This is a genomic window from Pseudomonas sp. B37(2017), assembly GCF_002112885.1.
In the GTDB taxonomy this organism is placed as follows: Bacteria; Pseudomonadota; Gammaproteobacteria; order Pseudomonadales; family Pseudomonadaceae; genus Aquipseudomonas; species Aquipseudomonas paraglycinae.
In genome coordinates this window covers 366,550-388,985 of record NZ_NEIX01000006.1, presented here as the reverse complement: position 1 = coordinate 388,985, position 22,436 = coordinate 366,550, and the positions used below count along the sequence as shown (strand labels likewise).

At 64.3% G+C, this 22,436-nt stretch carries 3 protein-coding genes (1 of these 3 running past the window's edge); all 3 read left to right on the top strand.

Going from position 1 to position 22,436, the window contains the following annotated elements; genetic code table 11:
* Tightly spaced (each overlapping or abutting the next), the 3 genes in view from CAF90_RS17960 to CAF90_RS17950 form a layout consistent with a single transcriptional unit that may run on beyond the window.
* Positions 1–5,662, top strand: partial view of a non-ribosomal peptide synthetase gene (locus CAF90_RS17960; RefSeq protein ID WP_085607925.1) — the 3' portion only. Its footprint begins 6,749 nt before the window's first position; the window shows 5,662 of its 12,411 coding nt (coding positions 6,750–12,411); its start codon lies beyond the left edge, outside the window; the stop codon is at positions 5,660–5,662.
* Positions 5,662–19,209, top strand: coding sequence for a non-ribosomal peptide synthetase (locus CAF90_RS17955; protein ID WP_085607923.1), 13,548 nt, complete (start codon positions 5,662–5,664; stop codon positions 19,207–19,209). Before CAF90_RS17960 ends, CAF90_RS17955 begins: the two co-directional genes overlap by 1 nt.
* Entirely contained in the window at positions 19,206–22,436 is a 3,231-nt protein-coding gene (locus CAF90_RS17950; RefSeq protein WP_085607921.1) for a non-ribosomal peptide synthetase, read from the top strand. The genes CAF90_RS17955 and CAF90_RS17950 overlap by 4 nt, the downstream gene beginning before the upstream one ends.

The following is a 22,436-nucleotide window of genomic DNA, read 5'->3' as shown; positions in this document are numbered from 1 at the left end:
CGACAGCCTGTGGACGCCGGAGCAGACCTACAACGCGATGATCGAGCACGGCGTGACCGTGGTCGCGTTCCCGCCGGTGTACCTGCAACAACTGGCCGAGCACGCCGAACGCGTGGGCAATCCGCCGAAGGTGCGCATCTACTGCTTCGGCGGCGATGCGGTACCGAATGCGAGTTTCGAGCGAGTCAAACGTGCGCTGAATCCGGAATACATCATCAACGGCTACGGCCCGACCGAAACGGTAGTCACGCCGCTGATCTGGAAGGCCGGTCGCGATGTGCCGTGCGGCGCCGCCTATGCGCCGATCGGCAGCCGCATCGGCGACCGCAGCGCCTACGTGCTCGACGCCGATCTGAACCTGCTGCCGCAAGGCATGGCCGGCGAGCTGTATCTGGGTGGCAGCGGCGTGGCCCGTGGTTACCTGAATCGTCCGGCGATGACCGCCGAGCGCTTTGTCGCGGACCCGTTCAGCACAACCGGTGGCGTGCTGTACCGCACCGGCGACCTGGTGCGCCAGCGTGCCGACGGCACTTTCGACTACCTGGAGCGCATCGACAACCAGGTGAAGATCCGTGGTTTCCGCATCGAACTGGGTGAAATCGAAGCCAGCCTGCAAGCCCTCGACGGCGTGCGCGAAGCGGTGGTCGTGGCCCAGGAAAGCGCCGGCAGCAAACGGCTGGTGGCGTACGTGGTCGGTGATTCGCAACAGGCGGATTTCGCCGAGCAATTGCGGGCGCAACTCAAGGCCAGCTTGCCGGCGCACATGGTGCCGGCTTACGTGCTGACCCTTGAGCGCATGCCGCTGACGCCGAACGGCAAGCTCGATCGCAAGAACCTGCCCAAACCTGACGTCAGTCAGTTGCAGCAAACCTACGTGGCACCGCAAAGCGCATTGGAGCAGCAACTGGCGACGATCTGGCAGGACGTGCTGAAGCTGGAACGCGTCGGCCTGACCGACAACTTCTTCGAGCTGGGCGGCGATTCGATCATTTCGATCCAGGTGGTCAGCCGCGCCCGTCAGGCCGGTTTGCGCTTCACCCCGAAAGACCTGTTCCAGCACCAGACCATTCAGGCGTTGGCGAATGTGGTGCAGACCGGCGAGCCGGTGCAGCAGATCGATCAGCAACCGGTGACCGGTGAGACCGCGTTGTTGCCGATTCATCAGTGGTTCTTCGCTCAGCCGATTCCCGACCGTCATCACTGGAACCAGTCGGTGATGCTCAAGACGGCTCAGCCGTTGGATGCTGTTGTGCTTGAGCAGGCACTGAATGCGCTGGTCGTGCATCACGACAGCCTGCGCCTGGACTTTGCCGAGCAAACGCAGGGCTGGACGGCGCAGTACCGCGACGTCGAAACCCAGGCCGGCGAAACCGTGCTGTGGCAAGTCGAGGTCGCTGATCTGGCGGCACTCGAAGCGCTCGGCAATCAGGCCCAGCGCAGCCTGCAACTGAGCGGCGGTTCGCTGATCCGTGCAGTGCTGGCGAATCTGGCCGATGGCAGCCAGCGCCTGCTGCTGGTGGTCCATCACCTGGTGGTGGACGGCGTGTCGTGGCGGATTCTGTTCGAAGACCTGCAAAGCGCTTATCGGCAGATCCAGTCGGGGGCGGCGGTGCAACTGCCAGCCAAGACCAGCGCCGTGAAAGCCTGGACCGAAGCGTTGCAGGACTACGCCGGCAGCGCCCCATTGCAAGCCGAACTGGACTTCTGGCAGCAACAACTGCAAGGTGCGTCGAACGCATTGCCGTGCGACAACCCTCAGGGTGGCCAGCAACATTGCCAGGCACTGGCGATCCGCACGCCGCTGGACAAGACCCTGACCCGCCAACTGCTGCAAGAGGCCCCGGCGGCCTACCGCACCCAGGTCAACGATCTGCTGCTGACCGCCCTGGCGCGGGTGATGGTGCGCTGGACCGGTGACGACAATGTGCTGGTGCAACTGGAAGGGCACGGTCGTGAAGACCTGTTCGATCACGTCGACCTGACCCGCACCGTGGGCTGGTTCACCAGCCTGTTCCCGGCAAAACTGACCCCGACCGCCGACCTCGGCGCCTCGCTGAAACAGATCAAGGAACAGCTGCGGGCGATCCCGAACAAAGGCATCGGTTTTGGTGCGCTGGCGCACCTGGGCGACGACCACGCCCGGGCCACCCTGCAAGCGCTGCCGACGCCGCGCCTGACCTTCAACTATTTGGGCCAGTTCGACGGCAGTTTCGATGCCGGCGACGCAGCGCTGTTCGTGCCGACCAGCGAATCCGGCGGCGAAGAAGTCAACCTGCAGGGCCCGCTGGGCAGCCCGCTGGCCCTCGATGGCAAGGTGTTCAATGGTGAGCTGGACCTGAGCTGGACCTACAGCCGCGAGATGTTCGAACCGGCGACCATTCAGCGTCTGGCCGACGACTACCTGCAAGAACTGACCGCGCTGATCGCCCATTGCTGCGACTGCACCAACCGTGGCGTGACCCCGTCGGACTTCCCGCTGGCCAACCTGACCCAGGCCCAGCTCGACGTGCTGGCGCCGCAACCGCAGACCATCGACGACATCTACCCGCTGTCGCCGATGCAGCAGGGCATGCTGTTCCACACCTTGCTCGAACACGGCAACGGCGACTACATCAACCAGATGCGTCTGGACGTCGATGGCGTCGACCCGCAGCGTTTCCGCGCCGCGTGGCAAGCGGTGGTGGATGCCCATGACATCCTGCGTACCGGTTTCGTCTGGCAGGGCGATCTGGAGCAGCCGGTGCAAGTGGTGCAGCGTCAGCTCGACGTGCCGTTCCGCGTACTCGACTGGAACGGCCAGCCCGACCTCGATGCCGCGCTGAAAAAACTTGCCGATGAAGAACGTGCCCAAGGCCTGGATCTGACCCGCGCACCGTTGCTGCGGCTGGTGCTGGTACGCATCGCTGAAAACCGTCATCACCTGATCTACACCAACCATCACATCCTGATGGATGGCTGGAGCAGCGCGCAGTTGCTCGGCGAAGTGTTGCAGCATTACAGCGGCGAAGCAGTGCCGCGTCCGACCGGGCGTTACCGCGATTACATCGCCTGGCTGCAGCGTCAGGACGCCGCGACCGCCGAAGCCTACTGGCTGGCGGCGCTGGGCAATTTGCAAGAGCCGACGCGTCTGGCCGATGCCATCGCGCGGCCGAGTGCCGGTTTGCCGAGCGTCGGTTACGGCGATCATTTCCAGGTGCTCGATGCCGGTCTGACCCAGCGTCTGGGCGAGTTTGCCCGGGCCTCGAAAGTCACCGTCAACACCCTGGTGCAAGCCGCGTGGCTGCTGCTGTTGCAGCGCTACACCGGCAAGGATTGCGTGGCGTTCGGCGCCACCGTCGCCGGGCGTCCGGCGGATCTGCCGGGGGCCGAGCAGCAGGTCGGTCTGTTCATCAACACCTTGCCGGTGATCGCCGCGCCACAAGCGCAGCAGAGCCTGGCCAGTTGGCTGCAAGGCGTGCAGGCGCAGAACCTGGCGCTGCGCGAGTTCGAGCACACGCCGCTGGCGCAGATCCAGCGGTGGGCCGGGCAGGGCGGTGATGCGCTGTTCGACAGCCTGATGGTGTTCGAGAACTACCCGATTGCCGAGGCATTGGAGCAAGGCGCGCCGCAGGGCCTGCGATTCGGTCCGGTGGAGAACCACGAGCAGACCAACTATCCGTTGACGTTGCTGGTGCATCTGGGCGCCGAGCTGTCGGTGCACTTCAGCTATCAGCGCGACCGTTTTGCCGACGTCGGTGTGGCGCAACTGGGCGCGCATTTGCAGCGCTTGCTTGAGCAGATGACCGAGGCGGGTGAGCGTTCGCTCAGCCAATTGCACCTGATCGAGACGGCGCCGGTTCACACCGATTTCGTCACCGAACTGTGCGTCCACCAGAGCATCGCCCGTCAAGTGGCGACAACTCCGGATGCACGGGCCGTGACCTTCGCCGATACGAAGCTGACCTACGCCGAACTGGATGCCCGGGCCAACCGTCTGGCGCACAAGTTGATCGAACTCGGCGTCGGCCCGGAAGTGCGGGTAGGCGTGGCGTTGCCGCGTTCCGAGCAGTTGCTGATTGCGCTGCTGGCGGTGCTCAAGGCCGGTGGCGCCTACGTGCCGCTGGACCCGGATTACCCGGCCGATCGCGTGGCCTACATGCTCGAAGACAGCCGTGCGCGAGTGTTGCTGACTGAGCAGGAACTGGCTGTCACGTTGACCGTGCCGTCCGAGACTCAAGTGTTGTTGCTGGATCAGATCGCGCTGGATGCCTATCCGGTTCAGGCACCGCAAACCGCCGTGACCCCGGACAACCTCGCCTACGTGATCTACACCTCCGGTTCCACCGGCAAGCCGAAAGGCGTGGCGATTGCCCATCGCAACGTCATGGCGTTGATCGACTGGTCGGCGAAGGTCTACCGCCGCGAAGACATTCAAGGCGTGCTGGCCTCGACCTCGGTGTGCTTCGACCTGTCGGTGTGGGAGCTGTTTGTGACCCTGGCCAACGGCGGTTCGCTGATCATCGCCCGCAACGCGCTGGAACTGCCGCAACTACCGGCCCGCGATCAGGTGCGCCTGATCAACACCGTGCCGTCGGCGATCAACGCGTTGCAGCGCGCCGGGCAGATTCCGCCGGGTGTGCGGATCATCAACCTGGCGGGCGAGCCGCTCAAGCAAGGGCTGGTGGACGCGCTTTATCAGCAGTCGACGGTCGAGCATGTCTACGACCTGTACGGCCCGTCGGAAGACACCACTTACTCGACCTGGACCCGCCGCACCGCCGGTGGTCAGGCGCGTATTGGTCGGGCGCTGGATCACTCCGGCAGTCACTTGCTCGATGCCGATCTGCAAGCGGTGCCGCACGGCGTGTCGGCCGAGTTGTACCTGTCCGGTGCCGGTGTCACTCGCGGTTACCTGGGCAAAGCGGCGATGACCGCCGAGAAGTTCGTGCCCAATCCGTTCGCCCGCAACGGCGAGCGTCTCTACCGCACCGGCGACTTGATTCGTCAGCGCGAGGACGGCGAGTTGGAGTACATGGGCCGGATCGACCATCAGGTGAAAATCCGTGGTTTCCGTATCGAACTCGGCGAAATCGAAGCGCGACTGCTGGCGCAACCGGGCATCAGCGAGGCGGCCGTGCTGGCTGTCGAGGCCGAGGGCGGCGCGCAACTGGTGGCCTACGTGGTCGCTCCACAACTGGACGTGTACGACGGTGAAGCGCAGCGCCAACTGCGCGACGGACTAAAGACTGGCCTCAAGTCTTCGTTACCTGACTACATGATTCCCGCGCACCTGCTGTTCCTTGAGCAGTTGCCCCTGACCCCCAACGGCAAGCTCGACCGCAAGGCGCTGCCGGCGGTGGATGCCAGCCAGATGCAGGCCGCGTATGTCGCGCCGCAATCGGAGCTCGAGCAACAGGTCGCGGCAATCTGGCAGCAAGTGCTCACCGTGGAACGCATCGGTCTGAACGATCACTTCTTCGAACTCGGCGGGCACTCGCTGCTGGCGGTCAATGTCGTGTCGCGCATCGCCCTGGAACTGGGCCTGACGCTGACGCCGCAACTGCTATTCCAGCACCCCGTCCTGAGCGACTTTGTCGCTCACCTCCATACAGGAGGCGGGGCAATCAACGAACAGAAACTGAACAAGCTGGAAGCCCTGCTTGACGATATGGAGGAGTTCTGATGGACACGAGTGTTGCTTTGAGGATTGCCAAGCGCTTTATCACTCTGCCGCTGGACAAACGTAAGCTCTACCTGGAAAAGATGCTCGAAGAGGGCGTCTCGCCGGCCAACCTGCCGATTCCGGAAACTCGCTCAAGCTTCGAGGCGATCCCGCTGTCCTACGCCCAGGAACGCCAGTTGTTCCTGTGGCAGATGGACCCGCACAGCACCGCGTACCACATTCCCAGCGCCCTGCGGTTGAAGGGCCGGCTGGATGTCGCGGCGCTGGAGCGCAGTTTCAACGCCGTGGTCGCCCGCCACGAAAGCCTGCGCACCACGTTCGTCGAGCAGGGTGAAACCTTCTGCCAGAAGGTTCACGCGCAGATGCCGTTGAGCATCACGGTCGAGACGCTGGCGTCCGGTCTGGACGCCGACGCTGCGATCAAGGCTTTCGTCGAACAGGAAACCGCGCGTCCGTTCAATCTGCAACAGGGCCCGTTGCTGCGGGTGTCGTTGCTCAAGGTCGGCGAAGACGACCACGTGCTGGCGCTGATCCAGCACCACATCATCTCCGATGGCTGGTCGATGCAAGTGCTGGTCGGCGAGCTGATCAAGCATTACGCCGCCGACACCAGCGGTCAGTCCCTGAGCCTGCCGCCGCTGGACGTGCAATACGCCGACTACGCGATCTGGCAGCGCCACTGGCTGGAGGCCGGCGAGCGTGAGCGGCAGCTGAAGTACTGGATCGACACCCTCGGCGGCGAACAGCCGGTGCTGGAGTTGCCGATCGATCATCCGCGCCCGGCGGTGCAAAGCTTCCGTGGCGCGCGCCTCGATCTGAACCTGCCGACCGCACTGGGCGATGCCCTCAAGCAACTGGCCCAGCGCGAGGGCGCGAGCCTGTTCATGGTGCTGCTGGCATCGTTCCAGGCTTTGCTGCACCGCTACAGCGGCCAGTCACAGATCCGCGTCGGTGTGCCGACCGCCAACCGTAACCGGGTGGAAACCGAAGGCCTGATCGGCTTCTTCGTCAACACCCAGGTGCTGAGCGCGGACGTCCACGGGCAACTGCCGTTCAATCAATTGCTGGCCCAGGTCAAGCAATCGGCGATGGCCGCCCAGGCCCATCAGGATCTGCCGTTCGAGCAACTGATCGAAGCCCTGCAACCGGAACGCAGCCTGAGCCACAGCCCGGTGTTCCAGGTGATGTACAACCACCAGGCGGTCAACGACCAGACCCAGCGTCAGAGCCAGGTGCAACTGCCGCAACTGAGCGTCGAGGACATCGTCTGGGAAGGCCGCACTGCGCAGTTCGACCTGACCCTCGGCACCTACGAATCCAGCGAAGGCGTGGCGGCGGAACTGACTTACGCCACCGACCTGTTCAAGCCCGAAACCATCGAGCGTCTGGCACGCCACTGGCTGAACCTGCTGCACGGCATCGTTGCCGCGCCGAGCCAGCGTGTCGGCGAACTACCGCTGCTGGAAACCACCGAACATCAAGTGCTGTTGCAGGACTGGAAACGCGTGGTCGATCACGCAGCGCCGGCGCCGTGCATGCAGCAACGCATCGCCTTGCAGGCCGAGAAAACGCCTGACGCCACCGCGTTGATCATCGGCGAGAACGTGCTGACTTACGGCCAGTTGAATGCGCGCGCCAACCAGCTCGCGCACAAGCTGATCGAGCTGGGCGTCGGCCCGGATCGATTGGTCGGCATCGCCGTCGAGCGCAGCGTCGAAATGATTGTCGGCTTGCTGGCGATCCTCAAGGCCGGCGGCGCTTATGTGCCGCTGGACCCGGCGTATCCGGAAGATCGTCTGGCCTACATGATCGAGGACAGCGGCATCGCGTTGCTGCTGACTCAAGCGCACTTGCAGACGCTGTTGCCGATTCCGTCCGGCCTTGCCACGGTGCTGCTGGATCAGCCGCAGGACTGGCTGGCGGCGTACCCGACCACCGCGCCTGACGTGGCCGTGAACGGCGAGCATCTGGCCTACACGATTTACACCTCCGGCTCGACCGGCAAGCCTAAAGGCGTGATGGTCCGTCACGCAGCCCTGAGCAACTTCGTCGCGAGCATGGTCGAGCAACCGGGCATCGCTGCGGCGGATCGCATGCTGTCGCTGACCACCTTCTCGTTCGATATTTTCGGCCTGGAAATCTACGGCCCGTTGCTGGCCGGCGCCGCTGTGGTGTTGACCGGCAAGGACGTGCATCAGGACCCGCAAGCGGTGCTCGAACTGATCGACCGCCACGGCGTGACCATGCTGCAAGCCACACCTTCGACCTGGCGCATGCTGCTGGACAACGAACACGCCGCGATTCTCGACGGCCGCACCTTCCTGTGTGGCGGTGAAGCGCTGACTCAGGAACTGGCGCAACGCATGCTGGCGCGCTCGCCGAAAGTCTGGAACCTTTACGGCCCGACCGAAACCACGATCTGGTCGGCGCTGCATCCGCTGAGCGTGGACAACAGCCGTCCATTCCTCGGCAAACCGATCGATAACACGGCGTTGTACATCCTCGGCAGCGATCTGGAACTCAATCCGCTCGGCGCGCCGGGCGAGCTGCTGATCGGTGGCGATGGTCTGGCGCGGGGTTACTTCCAGCGGCCTGCACTGACCGCCGAACGCTTTGTGCCGGATCCGTTCTCGACCACCGGCGAGCGTCTGTATCGCACCGGCGACCTGACCCGTTACCGCGCCGAAGGCGTGATCGAATACATCGGGCGGATCGACCATCAGGTGAAAATCCGTGGTTTCCGCATCGAGCTGGGCGAAATCGAAGCGCGCTTGCTGGCGCTCGACAGCGTGCGCGAAACCGTTGTCGTCGCCCAGGACGGCCCGACCGGCCCGCAACTGGTGGGCTTCGTGGTGCCGGCGTCCGGCGAAGCGCTGGATGCCGATGGTGAAGCCGCGTTGCGCGCAGCGCTCAAGGCCAGCCTCAAGGCTGAATTGCCGGAGTACATGGTGCCGGCGCACTTGCTGTTCCTTGCGCAACTGCCGCTGACCCCCAATGGCAAAGTCGACCGAAAGGCCTTGCCGGCGCCCGACGCCAGCCAACTGCAATCGACCTATATCGCACCGCAGACCGCCACCCAGCACACCGTCGCCGAAATCTGGCAAGCGGTGCTGAAACTGGAGCAGGTGGGGCTGGGCGACAACTTCTTCGAACTCGGCGGCCATTCGTTGCTGGTGACCCAGGTCGTCTCGCGAGTGCGTCAGGCGCTCAATGTTCAGGTGCCGCTGCGCACCCTGTTCGAACACAGCACGCTGGTGGATTTCGTCGCCGCCCTCGGCGTCGAGCAGGCACATCAAGAGCCGCCGATTGTTGCGTTGCCGCGTCTGCAACCGCTGACGCTGTCTTACGCTCAGGAACGTCAGTGGTTCCTCTGGCAACTGGAGCCGACCAGCACCGCTTACCACGTGCCGGCCGCACTGCGCCTGCGCGGTGAACTGGACCTGCCGGCGTTGCAGCGCAGCTTTGATGCGCTGATCGCCCGCCACGAATCCCTGCGCACCTGCTTTGTCGAGGAGCAGGGCCAGACCCTGCAAGTGATCCAGGCTCAAGCATCGCTGGACATCGCCGTCGAAAGCATCGACAGCCAGCTGGATGACTCCGCGCTGCAAGCCCTGGTCGCTGCCGAAACCCTGCACCTGTTCGATTTGCAGAAAGGCCCGCTGCTGCGGGTCAAACTGCTGCGTCTGGCGGCCGATGACCACGCGCTGATCATCACCTTGCACCACATCGTCTCCGACGGCTGGTCGATGGGCATCATGGTCAACGAGCTGGTGGCGTTGTATGCCGCGCACAGCGAAGGCAAGACCGCGCCGTTGCCGGCATTGCCGGTGCAGTACGCCGACTACGCCGTGTGGCAGCGCCAGTGGATGGATGCCGGTGAGCGCGAGCGTCAACTGAGTTACTGGACTGCGCAACTGGGCGACGGCGACCAGCCGTTGCTGGAGCTGCCGACCGACCGTCCGCGTCCGCCGGAGCAAAGCTACCGGGGCGCGCGTCAGGACATCCCGCTGAGCGCCGAACTGGCCGCCGGCCTCAAGCAGGTCGCACAGCGGGAAAACGTCACCCTGTTCGCGCTGCTGCTGGCGTCGTTCCAGACCCTGCTGCACCGCTACAGCGGTCAGGCCGACATTCGTGTCGGCGTGCCGGTGGCCAACCGCAACCGGGTCGAGACCGAAGGCCTGATCGGCTTCTTCGTCAACACTCAAGTGCTGAAGGCCGAGTTCGACAGCCAGCAGACGTTCCGCAGCCTGTTGCAGCAAGTGAAAAACACCGTGCTCGGTGCTCAGGCCCATCAAGACCTGCCGTTCGAGCAACTGGTCGATGCGCTGCAACCGGAACGCAGCCTGAGCCACAGCCCACTGTTCCAGGTGCTGCACAACCACCAGAGCCAGGCCCGTCAGGCCGAAGGCGCGACGCGTCTGTCGAAGATCGAGATCGAAGGCCTGAGCTGGGTGTCGCACACCGCGCAGTTCGACCTGACCCTCGACACGTTCGAATCGGCGGACAACGTCTGGGCCGAACTGACCTACGCCACCGACCTGTTCGACGCGGTGACCATGGAACGTCTGGCGCAACACTGGACGAATCTGCTGCACGGTATCGTCGCCGATTGCGCCCAGCGCATCGCCGAGCTGCCGTTGCACGAGGCGGCCGAACGTGAGGCCACGCTGTTGCAATGGAACCCGGCTGTGGCCGATTTCCCGAGCGAGGCGTGCCTGCATCAATTGATCGAAGCGCAGGCCGCGCGTGCGCCGCAAGCGGTGGCTGTGACCTACGGCGAACAGAGCCTGAGCTACTTTGAGCTCAACAGCCGCGCCAACCAGTTGGCCCACAAGCTGATTGCCAGCGGTGTCGGGCCGGACGTACGTGTCGGTCTGGCGGTGGAGCGCAGCCTGGAAATGCTCGTCGGCCTGCTGGCGATTCTCAAGGCCGGCGGCGCCTATGTGCCGCTCGACCCGACGTATCCGGAAGATCGTCTGGCCTACATGATCGGCGACAGCGGTATCGGCCTGCTGCTGACCCAGAGTCATCTGCTCGGCCGTCTGCCGGTGCCGGATTCGGTGCGCAGCGTGATGCTCGATCAGGAGCGCGACGGCCTCGAAGGTTACAGCGACGCCAACCCGCAGGTGTGCATGAGCCCGGACAACCTGGCTTACGTGATTTACACCTCCGGTTCAACCGGCCAGCCAAAAGGCACCTTGCTCGCCCATCACAACGTGCTGCGCCTGTTCAAGGCCACCGATGCCTGGTTCGATTTCGGCCCGCAGGATGTCTGGAGCCTGTTCCATTCCTACGCGTTCGACTTCTCGGTCTGGGAGATCTTCGGAGCGCTGCTGTACGGCGGCAAACTGGTGGTCGTGCCGTACGAGACCAGCCGGTCGCCGGAAGATTTCTACGGCCTGCTGTGCCGTGAAGGGATCACCGTCCTCAACCAGACGCCGTCGGCGTTCAAGCAACTGATGCAAGTGGCGTGCGCCCCGGAACACGCGGCGGCGCAACCGGCCCTGCGTTACGTGGTGTTCGGCGGCGAGGCGCTGGAGGTCAAGAGCCTGCGCCCATGGTTCGAGCGCTTCGGCGATCAGGCCCCGCAACTGATCAACATGTACGGCATCACCGAAACCACGGTCCACGTGACCTACCGGCCGATCTCACTGGCCGATCTGCAACGCGACGCCAGCAGCCCGATCGGCGAGCCGATTCCGGACTTGTCCTGGTACTTGCTCGACGGCAACCTGAATCCGGTGGCCAAGGGTTGTATCGGCGAGCTGTACGTCGGTCGCGCCGGTCTGGCCCGGGGTTATCTGAACCGTCCGGACCTGACCACGCTGCGCTTCATTCCCGATCCGTTTGCCGCCGATGGCGGGCGTCTGTACCGCACCGGTGACCTGGCGCGCTATCGCGCCGACGGCGTGATCGAATACATCGGCCGGATCGACCATCAAGTGAAGATTCGCGGCTTCCGCATCGAACTCGGCGAGATCGAAGCGCAGTTGCTCGAACAGTCCGCCGTGCGTCAGGCCGTGGTGTTGGCGCAACCTGGCCTCAGTGGTCAGCAACTGGTGGCGTACCTGGTGCCGAGCGAGGCTGCATTGCTCGATGCCGACGCTGCCGAACAGGGCCAGTGGCGTGACAGCGTGCGGGCCGCGCTCAAGGAAAACCTGCCGGATCACATGATCCCGGCGCACTTGCTGTTGCTCGAACAATTGCCGCTGACCGCCAATGGCAAACTCAACCGCAGTGCGTTGCCGTCGCCGGATGCGAGTCAGGCGCAGCAGGCTTATCAGGCACCGCAAAGCGAACTGGAACAGCGTCTGGCCGAGATCTGGCAGGACGTGCTGAAGCTGCCGCAAGTCGGTCTGAACGACAACTTCTTCGAGCTGGGCGGCGATTCGATCATCTCGATTCAAGTGGTCAGCCGCGCCCGTCAGGCCGGCATCCGTCTGAACCCCAAAGACCTGTTCCAGCACCAGACCGTGCAGCGTCTGGCGCTGGTCGCGCAGATCGGTGACAGCGAGTCGACCATCGATCAACAACCGGTCACCGGCGAGGCATTGCTGCTGCCGATCCAGCAGCAGTTCTTCGAAGACGAAATCCCCGAGCGTCATCACTGGAACCAGTCGGTGCTGCTCAAACCGCGTCAGCCGCTGGTGGCCGAAAAGGTCGAGCAAGCGTTGCGCGCGCTGGTCATCCATCACGATGCCTTGCGCCTGAGTTTCAGCCAGCAGGGCAACGTCTGGCAGGCCGAACATCTGGCGGTCGACGCCTTGTCGCAAGACCTGCTTTGGCAGGAAACCATTGCCGACATCGCGGATCTTGAAGCCTTGGGCAACCGCGCCCAGCGCAGCCTCGACCTGCAGAACGGCCCGTTGCTGCGTGCGGTGCTGGCGAATCTGGCCGATGGCAGCCAACGCCTGTTGCTGGTGATTCATCACCTGGCGGTGGACGGCGTGTCGTGGCGGATTCTGCTGGAAGACCTGCAAACCGCGTATCAGCAAGCCATCAACGGTCAGGCCCTGAGCCTGCCGGCCAAGACCAGTGCCTTCAAGGACTGGAGCGAACACTTGCAACGCTACGCCAACAGCCCGGCGTTGCAGGAAGAGTTGGCGTACTGGCAGGCGTGCCTGAGCGACGTCAGCACCGATCTGCCGTGCAAGCGTCTCGACGCCGGCCAGCAGAACCGTCTGGCGCAAACCGTGCAGACTCGCCTCAGCGCGGAGCTGACCCGGCAACTGCTGCAGGAAGCCCCGGCGGCCTATCGCACCCAGGTCAACGACCTGCTGCTGACCGCGCTGGCCCGGGTAATCGGGCGCTGGAGCGGGCAGCCGTCGACGCTGATTCAACTGGAAGGTCATGGTCGCGAAGAGCTGTTCGACGGCGTCGACCTGACCCGCACTGTGGGCTGGTTCACCAGCCTGTTCCCGGTGCGTCTGACCCCGGCCGAAGGCGCGGGCGATTCGATCAAGCGGATCAAGGAACAGCTGCGCTCGATCCCGAACAAGGGCATCGGTTTCGGCGCGCTGCGTCACCTCGGTGATGCCGACGCGCAAAGCAGCCTGAAGGCGTTGCCGACCCCGCGCATCACCTTCAACTACCTCGGTCAGTTCGACGGCAGTTTCGAAGCCGATGACGGCGCGCTGTTCGCGCCGGCCCCGGACAACGCTGGTCTGGAGCAAAGCCCGGACGCGCCGCTGGGCAACTGGCTGACCCTCAATGGTCAGGTGTATGGCGGTGAGTTGAGCGTCGGCTGGACCTTCAGCGAAGAACGCTTCGACAGCGCCACCATTGAAGCGCTGGCCCGCGACTACGCCGATGAGCTCGCCGCGCTGATCGCTCACTGCCTGACGCCGGGCGTGGAAGGCCTGACCCCGTCGGACTTCCCGCTGGCGGGTCTGACTCAGGCTCAGCTCGACGGTTTGCCGACTGCGCCGCGTCTGGTCGAAGACATTTATCCACTGTCGCCGATGCAGCAGGGCATGTTGTTCCACACCCTCTACGCGCAGCAGTCGGGCGATTACATCAACCAGATGTGCGTGGCCGTGGACGGTTTGCAGGTCGAGCGTTTCCGCGAGGCCTGGCAAGCGGCGATGGACAGCCATGACGTGCTGCGCAGCGGTTTCGTCTGGGAAGGTGATCTGCCCCATGCGCTGCAAGTGGTGCACAAGGGGTTGCAGGTGCCGTTCAGCGTGCTCGACTGGCGTGAGCGCAGCGACCTGGAACAGGCCCTGAGCGAGCTGGAACGTGCGCAGCGTCAGCAGGGTTTTGACCTGCACGCGGCCCCGTTGCTGCGGTTGGTGGTGGTGCGGGTGGCAGCCGAGCGCTTCCATCTGATTTACACCTCGCACCACATTCTGATGGACGGCTGGAGCAACTCGCAGTTGCTCGGCGAAGTCCTGCAGCGCTACCACGGCCAGGCGCCGGTGAGCGGGGCCGGGCGCTATCGCGATTACATCCAGTGGCTGGCGCAGCAGGACGCGCAGGTCACGGAGCACTTCTGGAAGGGCCAACTGGCCGATTTCGACATGCCGACCTATCTGGCCGATGCGGTGCCGCACAGCGCGGACAGCTCGGTGGCAGGCCAGGGCGAGCACCTGCTCACGCTCGACAGTCGCGCGACCGCTGAACTCAACCGTTTTGCCCGCGTGCAAAAGGTCACGGTCAACACCCTGGTGCAGGCCGCGTGGCTGTTGCTGTTGCAGCGCTACACCGGGCAGGCCACGGTCGCGTTCGGCGCCACGGTCTCGGGTCGTCCGGCGCAGTTGAGCGGCGTCGAAGGTCAGATCGGCCTGTTCATCAACACCTTGCCGATCATCGCCAGCCCCCGTGCCGAACAACCGTTGTCGCAATGGCTGCAACAGGTGCAGGCGCAGAACCTGTTGCTGCGCGAGCAGGAACACACGCCGCTGTTCGACATTCAGCGCTGGGCCGGGCAGAGCGGGGAGGCGTTGTTCGACAACATTCTGGTATTCGAGAACTACCCGATTGCCGAAGCCTTGCAACAGGCCGCATCGGATGACCTGCGTTTCGGCGAGGTCGACCGCTATGAGCAGACCAACTATCCGCTGACGTTGATGGTCAACCTCGACCAGCAACTGACCGTGCATTTCAGCTATCAGCGCACAAGCTTTGCCGCCGAGACCGTGGTCAAACTGGCCGCGCAGCTGCAACAGCTGCTGACGCGCCTCGACCTCAGCGTCGAAGGCTGCCTGGGCGAATGGAACCTGCTGGAAGCGGCGGACGAGCAACGGATCGTGCATGACTGGAATCCGGTCGAGGCCAACCCCCTCGAGGCGCTGTGCATCCACCAGGCCATCGAGCGTCAGGTGGCTGCCCAGCCGGACGCGCGGGCCGTGACCTTCGGTCATCAGTCATTTACTTATGCCGACATCGACACCCGGGCCAATCGCCTGGCTCACCGTTTGATCGACTGCGGGGTCGGCCCGGAAGTGCGGGTCGGCGTGGCCATGCAGCGTTCCGATCAACTGTTGGTGGCGCTGCTGGCGGTGCTCAAGGCCGGCGGCACCTACGTGCCGCTGGACCCTGATTACCCGGCGGATCGCGTCGCTTACATGCTCGAAGACAGCCGCGCCCGGGTGCTGCTGACTGAAACCGAGGTGGCCGCGATTCTGACGGTCGGTGGCGATACGCAAGTGTTGCTTCTGGATCAACTCGACCTGTCGACCAACAGCGCAATTGCGCCGGTCACGGACGTGTGCGCGGACAATCTCGCTTACGTGATCTACACCTCCGGTTCTACCGGCAAGCCGAAGGGCGTTTCGATCACCCACAGCAACGTGATGGCGCTGAGCGACTGGTCGAAAAACACCTACAGCCGCGATGACATTCAAGGCGTACTGGCTTCGACCTCGGTGTGCTTCGACCTGTCGGTTTGGGAGCTGTTTGTCACCCTGGCCAACGGCGGCTCGCTGATCATCGCCCGCAACGCCCTTGAGCTGCCGCAGTTGCCGGCCCGCGATCAGGTGCGCCTGATCAATACCGTGCCGTCGGCGATCAATGCCTTGCAGGACGCCGGCGACATTCCGGCGGGTGTGCGGCTCATCAACCTGTGCGGCGAAGCGCTGAAGCAGAATCTGGTGGACCTGCTTTACAAACAGGCGAGTATCGAAGACGTCATCGACCTGTATGGCCCGTCGGAAGACACCGTTTATTCCACCTGGACCCGTCGTGAGGCGGGTGGCACGGCCAACATTGGCCGGGCGATGGCGCGCACCGCGAGTTACGTGCTGGGCGGCGATCTGCAACCGGCGCCACTGGGCGTGTCGGCCGAGCTTTACCTGGCCGGTGCCGGTCTCAGCCGAGGCTATCTGGGCCGGGCGGCGATGACCGCCGAGAAGTTCGTGCCCAACCCGTTCGCCGGCCATGGCGAGCGCATGTACCGCACCGGCGACCTGACCCGTTATCAGGCCGACGGCACCTTGCAGTACGTCGGGCGTATCGACCATCAGGTGAAGGTGCGCGGTTTCCGTATCGAGCTGGGTGAAATCGAGGCCCGTCTGTTACAGATCGAGCGTGTCAGCCAGGCATTGGTGGTGGCGCAACCGATCGCCTCCAGCCATCAACTGGTGGCGTACGTGGTGATGGACGATGCGGCCGTGGCGAACGCCGATGCCGCCGCGCAAACGTTACTGCGCGAAGACTTGAAGACGCAGCTCAAGGCGAACCTGCCGGACTATATGATCCCGGCGCACCTGTTGTTCCTCGCCAGCCTGCCGCTGACGCCGAACGGCAAGATCGATCGCAAGGCCTTGCCGAGTGTCGAGAGTGTGGTTTCGGCCGGAGACTTTGTGGCACCGATCGGTGAGCTGGAACAGCAGATCGCAGCGATCTGGCAGAACGTGCTGGAGCTCGATCAGGTAAGCCGCGAAGACCACTTCTTCGAGCTGGGCGGGCATTCGTTGCTGGCCACGCAGGCGGTGTCGCGTTTGCGCCAGTTGACCACCGGCACGCTGGGTCTGCGGGATCTGTTCAACCATCCGCGCCTCAAGGATCTGGCGGCGTGGATGAGTCAGGCTCAGGCGCCGACGGCTACCGACGCTGGCAGCCAGGCCTTGCCGCTCAAGGCCTTTGGCGCCAAGTCGACGGCACCGTTGTCGCTGGTGCAGCGCCGCTTGTGGGTCGCCGAGCAGTTGTCCGGCGGCAGTTCGGCGTACGGCATGCCGCTGGCTTTGCGCTTGCGCGGCGAGCTGTCTACCGAGCGGTTCATCAGCAGCTTCGCCGATGTGGTGCGCCGTCATGAGGTGCTGCGTACCGCGTATTCCCAGGACGATGAAGGTGATCCGATCGCCTTGATCGCCGAGCAGGTCGACGTCGATTTTCCGGTGCTCGATCTGTCCGGTCTGTCGCGCAGTGCCCAGGAAGAGCAGGTGGCGCAGGCGGTGCTGGACAATGCGCACACGCCGATCGACCTGGAGCAGGCGCCGCTGTGGCGCGGGCGCATCCTGCACCTCTCGCCGACCGAGCATGTGCTGCTGTTCTCGATGCACCACATCATCTCCGACGGCTGGTCGATGGGCGTGCTGGTCAACGAGCTGGTGCAAATCTACGAGCTGAGCAAGGCGGGCGACCACACGCCGTTGCCGGCGCTGGACGTGCAGTACTCCGACTTCGCCCTGTGGCAACAGGAACTGGAGCGCGCAGGCGTTCTCGGTCAGCAGGCGGCTTACTGGAAAGACCGGCTCGACGGTTACAGCGGGCAGCTGAACCTGCCACTGGACAAGCCGCGCGGGGCGGTGGCGTCGTACGACGGCGATGCCGTGCAGTTCCGCCTGCCGGCGGATCTGAGCCAGGGCTTGCGCAAGGTGGCCACCGACGCCGGGGTGACGCTGTACAGCACGCTGCTGGCGTCGTTCCAGGTGCTGTTGCATCAGTTCAGCGGCGGTGACGATGTGCTGGTCGGCGCGGACGTTGCCGGGCGTGAGCAGCCGGCGCTGGAGCGTCTGATCGGCTTCTTCGTCAACGTGTTGCCGCTGCGTTCGCGCTTCGAGGCGGACAGCGCGTTTTCGAACTTCCTCGCCCGCACGCAGGACAACCTGCTCGGTGCGCTGGAGCATCAGGACCTGCCGCTGGACATGATCGTCGAAAGCTGCGGCGTGCCGCGTCACAAGGGCATGAACCCGCTGGTGCAGGTGTTGTTCGTGATGAACAACCTGCCGGGGCGCACGCAATCGATGGGTGGCTTGAGCGTTGAACCGCTGGCGGCGTTGCAGACCCATTCTAAATTCGACATGGCATTGTTCGTTGACGAAGAAGAAGGGCAATTGATGGGTAATTGGCAATTCGCCACAACCTTGTTCGGACACGAGCGCATTCAGTACCTGGTGAAGGCCTGGATAGCCCTGTTGGAACAGATCGTCGCTGATCAGGACATTCAATTGGGAGCTATCAGCATGCCAGTCGACAATTTCGCAGTGGCCGCCAAACCCGCTGCGCCCGGACCCAAGGCCGACAAACTGGGCAAGTTCCTCAAGCGCGGCGCAGCGCCGGTGGCCAAGGTTCGCCCGGCCCCGGTACGCGAATCGCTGATCGCCGCACCCCAGCCGTTCCCGCTGCTGGTGGAGCCGAACGAGCCGCAACTGGACTTGATCGAATGGATCAAGAACAACCGGCCGCTGATCGAAGAAAAACTCGCCACCCACGCCGGCATCCTGTTCCGTGGTTTCGAACTCGATGGCATTCAGGGTTTCGAGGCGTTCGCCGAAGCGATTCAACCGGGCCTGTACGGCCAGTACGGCGACCTGCCGAAGAAGGAGGGCGGCAAGAACACCTACCGCTCAACGCCGTACCCGGAACGCAAGATGATCCTGTTCCACAACGAGAGCTCCCACCAGGACCGCTGGCCGCGCAAGCAGATGTTCTATTGCGAGGTGGCCGCGCCGGTTGGCGGTGCGACGCCGGTGGTGGATTGCCGGTTGATGTACGAAAAACTGCCGGCCGACCTGCGTGACAAGTTCGAGTCCAAGGGCCTGCTGTACGTGCGTACGTTCACCGACAACCTCGATGTGTCGTGGCAGCACTTCTTCAAAACCGAGGACCGCGCCGAAGTCGAAGCCCGTTGCCGGGCCGGCGGTATCGAGTGGCGCTGGCTGGAGAACAACGAACTGCAAACCCGCACACCGGGGCCGGCGATCATTCGTCACCCGATCACGGGCGCCAAGTCGTTCTTCAATCAGGTGCAGTTGCACCACATCTACTGGCTGGAGCCGGATGTGCGTGAGGACCTGTTGTCGATGTTCGGGCCCGAGCGCATGCCGCGTCACGTGTACTACGGCGACGGTACCCCGATCGAAGACGAAGTGATGCAGCGCATCGGCGATCTGTACGAAGAGTGCGCCGTGCGTTTCGACTGGCAGAAAGGCGACGCGATCCTGCTCGACAACATGCTGGTGGCCCACGCCCGCGATCCGTTCGAGGGGCCGCGCAAGATTGTCGTGGCGATGGGCGACATGTACGACCACAGCAGTCTTGAACGTGCGCCGGCCGCCGGGCAAACCGCCCCGGGCGCAGTGAACACCGAGGAAACCGGAGCATGAACGAAGTCATGATGGACACGCAGGAAAGCGGATTCGCCCTGACGCCCGAGCAACAGGCGCTGCTGGAGCAACTGTCGAACACGGCGACCTGCGGTGAGGCCTTGCGCTGGTTGAGCGTGACCCTGGAGGGCGACCTCGATCCGCAACGCTTGCAGGCCGCTTTCGATACGCTGCTGGCGCAACAGCCTATGTTGCTGGCGCAATTGAACAAGGTCGCCGGTTTCCATGGCTTGCGCCAGAGCGCGATCCCGGCCGCCCGTTTTCCGCTGACGATTCAGGCAACCGAGCAGGGTGCCGAGGACGTTCAGGCTCAGATCGACGAATCGATGGGCCGCGCTTTTGTGGTCGGCGAATCGGCGGGTGTCCAGGCGATGCTTTATCGACTGGCGCCGCAGCAATGGCAGTGCCTGATCGGTATCGCTCGCCACAGCGCCGATGCGCAATCGCTGAATCTGCTGCTGGAGCAGGTGCAGCAAGCCTACGCCGGTGCCGAGTCTGCCGAAGATGAGGCGCCGGGCGAGTTCAGCCAATACCTGGAATGGCGCAGCGAAGTGGTGCTCGACGAAGACGCGACCACGGCGCGGGCTTATTGGCAGCAACAGCTGCAAGGTGCTCAGGTCGACATCGCCACGCCCTGGCTGGCCGCCCGCAGCGTCAGCCAGACGACGGCCGGCGCCGACTCGCGCCTGTCACTGGTGCTGCAACCGGCGCAACGCGCAGGTTTGCAGGCCCTGGCCGAGCAGCTCGGCCAGCCTGTCGCCACGCTGTTGCAAGGTGCCTGGTGGGTGTTGCTGGGCCGCTTGAGTGGGCTTGAGCAGGTGCTGGTCGGTGTACGCCACGACAGCCGCAGCGACTATGAATACTTCGCCAGCGCCGTGGGTGTTTTCGAGAAAACCTTGCCGCTGTCGGTGTCGTTGCCGGCCGGCGCAGCCTTCAGCGACTGGCTGGTGGAACTGGCCGCAGGCCTCGAAGAACACCGCACCTGGCAGGAATACTGGACCCCGGATCTGGCTCCCGACGCGGCGCGCCCGGCCTACGGCTTTACGCTTGGCCAGGCCGGTCGCAGCGGCAACAGCGGCGGTTTGCGCTGGACGATGTCGGATGCCTTGCCGGTGCAGCCCGATGCCTTTGAATGCTTGTTGCAGGTGCAACTGGACGACGCACAGCAACCGGCGGCGGTGGAACTGCGGTACGCGAGCTCGCGTTATTCGCCGGCAGCCGCGAACGTGGTGCTGGAGCAGTTCGGCGTTCTGCTGGATTCGATCCTCGCCGCACCGCACACCCCGCTGACGCAGCTCAACCTGCTCGGTCATGCCGAAGAGCAGCGTTTGCTGGCCATCAATCCGTCAGCGCAGCCATTGGCCGACAGCCGTTTTCTGCCGCAGCGCATCGCCGATCTGATGCTGCGCACCCCGGATGCCATCGCCCTGACCGATGCCGGGCAGTCATTGAGCTACGGCCAGTTGCAAGTCCGCGTGGACAGCGTCGCGCAAGGTCTCAAGGTGCAGGGGCTGGGTGAAGGTTCGATTGTCGCGCTGGCGCTGCCGCGCTCGGCGGATCTGGTGATCGTCATGCTGGCGAGCTGGCGCATCGGTGCGGCCTATCTGCCGCTGGATGTGCAATGGCCGCAGGCACGTCAGGCCTTGATGCTGGAACAGGCTGGCGCCGCACTGTTGCTGACCGACGCCGCGCATCTGCCGGCCTGGCAGGGGCAGCCGCACAAGGCGTTGACCCTGGCAGATGTCAGCCAGTCGAGTGCAGAATTGCCGGCGCTCGCCACCCAAGGCCACGACATCGCGTATGTACTGTTTACCTCCGGCTCCACCGGTGTGCCGAAAGGCGTGGTGATCGAGCATCGGCAATTGCTGAACTACACGGCTCAGGCCAGTCAGGCCCTGGGGCTGGAACAGTGCCGCAACGTCGGTTTCAGTTCGACGGTGGCGGCGGACCTGGGCAACACCGCGTTGTTCGGTGCGTTGTTCAACGGGGCCACGCTGCACGTTGCCAGCGATGAGCAGATGCAGGACGGCGCGCTGTTCGCCGAGTACCTGCAACAGCAGCAGATCGACTGCCTGAAGATCGTGCCGTCGCACCTCGCCGCGCTGCTCGACAGCGAGCGGGCAACCTTGCCGCGCACGCTGGTGCTCGGCGGCGAGCCGATTGCCAAGACGCTGATCGAGCGCATTGCGCGGTTGCGCAGTGACTGCCGCGTGTTCAACCACTACGGTCCTACCGAAGCGACGGTCGGGGTCATGGTTCATCCGCTGGATCTGCACGGTACTGCCGGCGACTGTTCGGCGCTGACGCAGGTGCTGGGCAACAACCAGGTTTACGTGCTGGACGCGCAGTTGCGTCTGGCGCCGGTCGGTGTGCTGGGCGAGCTGTTCCTGGGCGGTGCGCAGTTGTGCCGTGGCTACCTGAATGCCGAAGCTGATGAGCAGACGTTCATTCAGAGCCCGTTTGATCCGGCGCAGCGTCTGTATCGCAGCGGCGACCTGGCGCGCTATCGCGTGGACGGCGGCATTCAGTTGCACGGTCGGCGCGATCAGCAGGTCAAGGTGCGTGGCTTCCGCATTGAACTGGCGGAGATCGAAGCCGAGCTGCTGCGCCTTGCGCCGGTGGCCGAAGCGCTGGTGCTGCCGGCCGCGTCCGCCGAGCAGGGATTGCTGGCCTTTGTCGTCGCGCATCAGGGCCTGTCGGCGGGGTTGCTGGACGCTGCACGCGCCGAACTGAGCGCTCGTCTGCCCGGCGTGATGGTGCCGCAGCATCTGCAATTGATCGACCGTTTCCCACGGTTGGCCAACGGCAAGATCGACCGCAAGGCATTGCAGCAGCTGGCGGGCAGGGCGGCGGATGACGAAGGTGTCGCGCCGCGCGATGCACTCGAGCAATTGCTGGCCTCGCGCATGGCGCAGTTGCTCGGGCTCGAGCGGCTGGGCGTTGATCGCGATTTCTTTGCCGTCGGTGGCCATTCGTTGCTGGTGATCAAGCTGGTGGCCGGGATTCGCAAGTTGCTGCAGTGCGAAGTTCATCCGGGGCTGGTCTTCGATCATCCGACCGTGGCATCGCTTGCAATGGCGTTGCGGGCGGTGGAAAGCACCCCGGGCCAGTTGGAAAAAATGGCCCAGGTACGCCTGCGCATGGACGCGATGAGCCCCGAGGAAAAGGCCCGCCTGGCCGAGCAGGCGCGGCAGCTGCAAGCCGCCAAGGCTGCGCAAGGCAGCTGA